We start from the raw sequence: 6,478 nt of genomic DNA on the forward strand, positions 1-6,478 counted from the left end.
GCGCCGGCGAGCGCCATGGAAGTCAGTTTCATCGAAGAGTCCTCAGTGGTCGTCCCGGGAGCTTCCACGCCCGGCCACCGCCGTTCCGTCGATTACAAATTGGTCACGAAAGCGCGTTGCGGCAGGCGGCTGCCATGGCCAGGGGGCCGAGTGCGACGGCGGCCGCGGCGTAGGCGCAGAGCAGCACGAAGCCCGCGGTCCACGGCAGGCCGCCGGCCAGGGCGTCGAGAGCGCCGCCGCCGAAGATCACCGGCGGCACAAACAGCGGCAGGACGATGACCGCGGTCAGCAGGCCGCCGCGCCGCGCCCCGAGGCTGAGCGCCGCGCCGATCCCGCCGGTGAAGGCGAAGGCCAGGCCGCCCACCAGCGCGCAAGCGAGGATCAGCGGCGTCAGCGCCAGCGGCGCGCCAAGCCCGATCGCCGCGACCGGCGCTGCGAGCGCCAGCGGCGCGCCGGTGGCCAGCCACTGCCCGGCGCATTTGGCCGCGCAGCTGAGCTCCAGGGGAACCGGCGACAGCGCCAGATGATCCAACGCCCCGTCCTCGTAGTCGCGCTCGAACAGCCGGTCGAGGGAGAGCAGGGACGCCAGCGCCAGCGCCACCCAGGCCGCGCCAGGCGCGATCGCCGCCAGCCGCTCGGGCTCGGGGCCGATGGCCAGCGGCAAGAGCGTCGCCACGCCGGCGTAGAAGCCGACGCTGACCAGCGGCCCGCCGCCGCGGCCCCAGGCGAGCGTCGTCTCGCGGCCGAGCAGGGCTCCGAGCCGGCTCCCAAGGCCGCTCCCAACGCTGCTCCCAAGCCCGTTCACTGGGCGATCTCCAGCACCTTCGCCTTGATCGGCAGGGGATCGTGCACCGCCGCCAGGATCAGGCCGCCACCCGCCAGGTGGGCTTGCATAATCGCCCCGAACCGCAGCCGCCAGCCGGCGTCGAGCGGACTGAGCGGCTCGTCCAGCAGCCACAGCGGCCGCGGCGCGGCGAGCAGCCTGGCGAGCGCCAGGCGCCGCCGCTGGCCCGCCGAGAGCTGTCGGACTTCCAGGTCGAGGAGCGATGTCAGTTCGAGCGCGACCGCGGCTCCCTCGGCCGAGTCGCGGGTTCCGCCGCTCCAGGCGCTCCAGAACAGCAGCTCCTCCCGCGTGGTCCGCGCCGGCTTCAGTCCGTCCTGGTGACCCACAAGGTGCAGCCCGCTGCTGCGCGCGTCGGCCGCCTCGGCGGCTCCGAACGCGATGGCGCCGGCTTCGGCCGGGACGAGGCCGGCCACCGCCCGCAGCAGGCTGGTCTTGCCCGCGCCGTTGGCCCCGGTGAGCGCGCAGGCCTCGCCGGACGCCAGCGTCAGCGACAGGTCGGAAAACAGCCGCCGCCCGCCCCGGCGAACCGCCACCGCGCGCAGTTCCAGGCTATCGATCACCTCCACCACGCCCTCTTTCCACCCCCTCTGGGGGTGGATCGCGAAGCGAGGGGGGCCGGGTCGCTTGCGACCCGGAGGGCGCGGTCCCCCTCCCCCGCTGCGCGGGTGAGGAGCGAGCTTGGGCGCGCATGGACGCGTGGGGCGGCCCGGTCTATGTAGCGCGCGGTCGCCGTAGCCTCGGAGGACCCTCGCCGCGCAGGATCGGACGCTGTGTGTCCGCTCATCGAAGCGCGCGATCTTCGGGGTTGGCGTGATGCGGCCGGGAACAGAGAGAGGATCTCCCCACATGGCGTCTGCTGACAGCCTGAAAACCCGCCGCGAACTCGTGGTGGGCGACAAGACCTACGCTTACTACAGCCTTCGGGCCGCCGAGGAAGCTGGACTTTCCGGCGTCTCGCGCCTGCCGATCTCCATGAAGGTGCTGCTCGAGAACCTGCTGCGCAACGAGGACGGCCAGTCGGTCGGCCGCGACGACCTGCAGGCGCTCGCCGCCTGGGTGGAGAACCGGGGCAGCGTCGAGCACGAGATCAGCTTCCGCCCGGCCCGCGTGCTGATGCAGGATTTCACCGGCGTGCCGGCGGTGGTCGACCTGGCCGCCATGCGGGACGCCATGACCCACCTGGGCGCCAATCCCGAGAAGATCAATCCGCTGAACCCCGTCGACCTGGTCATCGACCACTCGGTGATGGTCGACTACTTCGGCGCCGCCAAGTCGTTCGAGCAGAACGTGGCCCGCGAGTACGAGCGCAACATGGAGCGCTACCGCTTCCTGCGCTGGGGCTCCTCGGCCTTCAACAACTTCCGCGTGGTGCCGCCCGGCACCGGGATCTGCCACCAGGTGAACCTGGAGTACCTGGCGCAGACCGTCTGGGTGAACGAGGAGGGCGGCCAGCCGCTCGCCTATCCCGACACGGTGGTCGGCACCGACAGCCACACGACGATGGTCAACGGCCTCTCCGTCCTGGGCTGGGGCGTTGGCGGCATCGAGGCGGAGGCGGCCATGCTCGGCCAGCCGATCCCGATGCTGATCCCCGAGGTGATCGGCTTCCGGCTCGAGGGCGCCATGCCCGAGGGCGCGACCGCCACCGACCTGGTGCTGACCGTGACCCAGATGCTGCGCAAGAAGGGCGTGGTCGGAAAGTTCGTGGAGTTCTTCGGGCCCGGCCTGGCGCGGATGACCATCGAGGACCAGGCGACCATCGCCAACATGGCCCCGGAATACGGCGCGACCTGCGGCTTCTTCCCGGTCACCCGCTCGACCATTGACTACCTGACCGCCACCGGCCGCGATCCGCACCGCGTGCAACTGGTCGAGGCCTACGCCAAGGAGCAGGGCATCTGGCGCGAGCCCTCCGACCCGGATCCGGTGTTCAGCGACACCCTGGAACTCGACCTCGGCAGCGTCCTGCCGTCGCTGGCCGGGCCGAAGCGGCCGCAGGACCGCGTGGTGCTGACCGGCGCGGCGGTGGAGTTCAAGGCGGCGCTCGCCGGTGACTTCGGCAAGCACGACGACATGGCGACCCGCGTGAAGGTCGAGGGCGAGAACTTCGACGTCGGCCACGGCGACGTGGTGATCGCGGCCATCACCTCCTGCACCAACACCTCCAACCCCAGCGTGCTGATCGCCGCAGGCCTGGTGGCCAAGAAGGCCGTCGAGAAGGGCCTCAAGGTGAAGCCCTGGGTGAAGACCTCGCTGGCCCCCGGTAGCCAGGTGGTCACCGACTACCTGAAGGCCGCAGGGCTGACCAAGTCGTTGGATGCGCTGGGCTTCAACCTGGTGGGCTACGGCTGCACGACCTGCATCGGCAACTCCGGCCCGCTGCCCGAGCCGATCGCCGAGGCCGTCCAGAAGGGCGACCTGGTGGCCGTCTCGGTGCTCTCCGGCAACCGCAACTTCGAGGGCCGCGTGAACCCCGACGTGCGCGCCAACTACCTGGCCTCGCCGCCGCTGGTTGTGGCCTATGCGCTGGCGGGCTCCATGCAGATCGACATCACCACCGAGCCGCTTGGCGAGGGCAAGGACGGCAAGCCGGTGTACCTGAAGGACATCTGGCCCACGACCGAGGAGATCGCGGTCCTGCAGCGCAAGCACGTCACCCACAAGATGTTCGCCACCCGCTACGCCGACGTCTTCAAGGGCGACAAGGCCTGGCAAGGGATCAAGGTCGAGGGCGGCCAGACCTATGCCTGGGACATGGGCTCGACCTACGTCCAGAACCCGCCCTACTTCCAGGACATGTCGATGGAGGCCAAGCCGGTCACCGACATCGTCGAGGCCCGCGTCCTCGCCGTCTTCGGCGATTCGATCACCACCGACCACATCTCCCCCGCCGGCTCGATCAAGGCGACTTCGCCTGCGGGCGTCTACCTGCGTGACCACCAGGTGCCGACCACGGAGTTCAACTCCTACGGCGCGCGCCGCGGCAACCACGAGATCATGATGCGCGGCACCTTCGCCAACATCCGGATCCGCAACCGCATCACGCCGGAGATCGAGGGGGGCATGACCAAGCACTTCCCCTCGGGCGACGTGATGTCGATCTATGACGCGGCCATGCGCTACCAGTCCGAGGGCCGGTCGCTGGTGGTGTTCGCCGGCAAGGAATACGGCACCGGCTCGTCGCGGGACTGGGCGGCCAAGGGCACCAAGCTGCTGGGCGTCCGCGCGGTCGTCGCCGAGAGCTTCGAGCGCATCCACCGCTCGAACCTCGTGGGGATGGGCGTGCTGCCGCTGCAGTTCCTGCAGGAAGGCTGGCACAAGCTCGGCCTCACCGGCGAGGAGATCGTCACCATCCGCGGCCTGACGGAACTGTCGCCGCGCCGCCAGCTGACCATCGAGATGTACCGCCCCTCCGACGGCCGCATTGCCCGCTTCCCGGTCCGCTGCCGCATCGATACGCCCACGGAGCTCGAGTATTTCAAGAACGGCGGCGTGCTGAACTACGTACTGCGCAACCTGGCGCGCCAGGCGGCCTGAGCCACCCCGGCGGGCGGGCGGCGGGTCGAAGCGCCGGCCGTCCGCGCCGCTCACGCCTTGTTGCAATTTACAGGGCCGGGAAGTCCGCTTAAGCCCGAGGCGATGCGGCAAGCGGCGCTTTTCAGCCTGGTCCTGCTCGCCCTGCCGTTACAGGCGGCGGCCAGGCCTCCCGTGGTGGTCGAGCTCTACACGGCGCAGGGCTGCGCCTCCTGTGGCGAGGCCAACGCCCATGTGGCCAAGCTCGCCGACCGGCCCGGCGTGCTGCCGCTCACCTTCTCCGTCGATTACTGGGACTACCTCGGCTGGGCCGACACCTTCGCCAAGCCCGAGTTCGCCGAGCGCCAGAAGGCCTATGTGGCCAAGCTGGGGCTGCGCGAGCCCTACACCCCGCAGGTGGTGGTGGACGGCGCGGCCCAGGCGGCGGGGTCGAAGGCCGACAAGGTCGACGCCCTGGTGGCCGAGGCGGCCAAGGCGCCGCGCAATGCGCCGGACATCCACTTCGTGGGCGACAAGCGGGTCTATGTGGGGTCGGCGCGCGCGCCCAAGGGCGGCGGCGAGGTCTGGCTGATCCGCTACGATCCGCGCGAGCAGGATGTGGCCGTGAAGAGCGGCGACAACAAGGGCCAGACCATCCCGGAAAAGAACGTGGTGCGGGAGCTCATCCGCCTGGGCGCCTGGCGCGGCAAGCCGGTGGCCTTCCACTTGCCGCCGCCCTCCGAGGAAGGCCTGAAGACCGCGGTGCTGGTGCAGGCCGCCCGTGGCGGTCGCGTGCTGGCCGCCGCCGAGCCGGAAGCCTGAACCCCGAGGCCAGATCCAAGCCCGCAGACATGAAAACCCCCGCGGCTGGAGAGCACCCGCGGGGGTTCGCATTTGGAGGAGATCTATGCATCGGTTGGCCAGGCCGCCGATCCAGGGGGGCTGGGGGGGCTGTTCAGGATCCGGGACCGCCGTCTCTGACCAACCGACCATCGCAATATCGGAGCCGCTTCGGGCGCTCGCGGGTCCGGAATAAGGTCTTTTCGCGGCAGGCCATTGCGCGCCGAAAAGCCGATCAGCCACGCCCCCTCTGGCGAGGCGGGGTGATTCCGGTCTAGGCTCACGCCAATGGCTTTCGACACGTCCTACGCGTCGCCGCGTCAGGCGACCGTCTTCTTCGAGCGGCGTGAGCTGACCCGCCTGCTTTCGCTCTATGGCCGCATGGTTTCCGCAGGCGAGTGGCGCGACTACGCCATCGACGGCCTCTCCGAGTCGGCGGTGTTCTCGGTCTACAAGCGCAGCTCCGAAGCCCCGCTTTACCGGATCGAGAAACGCCCGGCGCTGGCCCGCCGGCAGGGCGCCTGGGCGGTCCTGGGCCACGGCGGCATGATCCTGCGCCGCGGCCACGACCTGGAGCAGGTGCTGCGCTTCTTCGACCGCGGCCGGTTCAAGGTGGTGGACTAGGAGCTGTGGACACTTATCGGAGCCACAGGATGATGGCGGCGAGGGTGACGACGGCGAGATAGTTCCTGGCGGTCTTCTCGAAGCGTGTGGCGACCCTGCGGAACTGCTTGAGCCTGGAGAAGCAGCATTCGACGAGGTGACGCTGCGCATAGAGGTGCTCGTCGAGCGGGTGCTTCTGGGCGCGGGAGGGGTTGTTGGGGATCACGGCGAGCGCGCCCTTGTCGGCGATGGCCTGGCGGATCGGATCGCTGTCGTAGGCGGTGTCGGCCATGACCACTTCGGCCGGCATGTCTTCGATCAGGGTGAGGGCTTGAGGCGCGTCGCCGCGCTGGCCGGCGGTGAGATGGAAGCGGACCGGACAGCCCAAGCCTCTCACGGCCATATGGATTTTCGTGCTCAGGCCGCCGCGGGAACGGCCAAGGGCCTGATCTTCAGACCCCCCTTTTTGGCCCCCGCAGCATGCTGGTGGGCGCGAACGATGGTGGAGTCGATGATCAGGTACTCGAAGTCGGGATCGTCGCTCATCGCCTCGAAGATGCGCCACCAGACGCCCTTGCGGCTCCATCGGCTGAAGCGGCGGAAGACGCTGTTCCACTCGCCGAACGCCTCCGGCAGGTCACGCCAGGGCGAACCCGTCCGCACGACCCACAACACCCC

Annotated in this window: 5 protein-coding genes and 1 pseudogene; 3 read left to right on the plus strand and 3 right to left on the minus strand. The window is 69.8% G+C overall.

The features are described from left to right. Positions 1-103 precede the first annotated feature (103 nt). Together ccmB and ccmA are read right to left on the minus strand one after the other, a co-directional pair. Positions 104-805: a heme exporter protein CcmB gene (gene ccmB, locus JWP28_RS04740; protein ID WP_299540547.1), complete on the minus strand. Its 702-nt coding sequence runs from the start codon at positions 803-805 to the stop codon at positions 104-106. Continuing rightward, positions 802-1,404, minus strand: coding sequence for a heme ABC exporter ATP-binding protein CcmA (ccmA, locus tag JWP28_RS04745; RefSeq protein ID WP_299540556.1), 603 nt, complete (start codon positions 1,402-1,404; stop codon positions 802-804). The genes ccmB and ccmA overlap by 4 nt, the downstream gene beginning before the upstream one ends. 286 nt (positions 1,405-1,690) lie before the next feature. On the opposite strand from ccmA, the gene acnA reads away from it, so the two are divergent. The 3 genes from acnA (at position 1,691) to JWP28_RS04760 (ending at position 5,821) form a co-directional block, all read left to right on the plus strand. Then, positions 1,691-4,381, plus strand: coding sequence for an aconitate hydratase AcnA (gene acnA, locus JWP28_RS04750; protein WP_299540549.1), 2,691 nt, complete (start codon positions 1,691-1,693; stop codon positions 4,379-4,381). Between the two features lie 102 nt (positions 4,382-4,483). Further along, positions 4,484-5,179, plus strand: coding sequence for a thioredoxin family protein (locus tag JWP28_RS04755; protein WP_299540551.1), 696 nt, complete (start codon positions 4,484-4,486; stop codon positions 5,177-5,179). 306 nt (positions 5,180-5,485) lie between these two features. After that, on the plus strand, positions 5,486-5,821 hold the full coding sequence (locus JWP28_RS04760; protein WP_299540553.1) for a DUF2794 domain-containing protein: 336 nt from the start codon (positions 5,486-5,488) through the stop codon (positions 5,819-5,821). 13 nt (positions 5,822-5,834) lie between these two features. On the opposite strand, the pseudogene JWP28_RS04765 reads toward JWP28_RS04760, so the two are convergent. Further along, positions 5,835-6,478: pseudogene (locus JWP28_RS04765) on the minus strand (IS5 family transposase); the annotation flags it as partial.

The organism is Phenylobacterium sp. (genome assembly GCF_028290885.1).
In the GTDB taxonomy this organism is placed as follows: domain Bacteria; phylum Pseudomonadota; class Alphaproteobacteria; order Caulobacterales; family Caulobacteraceae; genus Phenylobacterium.

Bases quoted from the DNA above. Each gene is read 5' to 3' on its own strand.
- acnA (WP_299540549.1), top strand. From the start codon at position 1,691: ATGGCGTCTGCTGACAGCCTGAAAACCCGCCGCGAACTCGTGGTGGGC.
- JWP28_RS04755 (WP_299540551.1), top strand. From the start codon at position 4,484: ATGCGGCAAGCGGCGCTTTTCAGCCTGGTCCTGCTCGCCCTGCCGTTA.
- JWP28_RS04760 (WP_299540553.1), top strand. From the start codon at position 5,486: ATGGCTTTCGACACGTCCTACGCGTCGCCGCGTCAGGCGACCGTCTTC.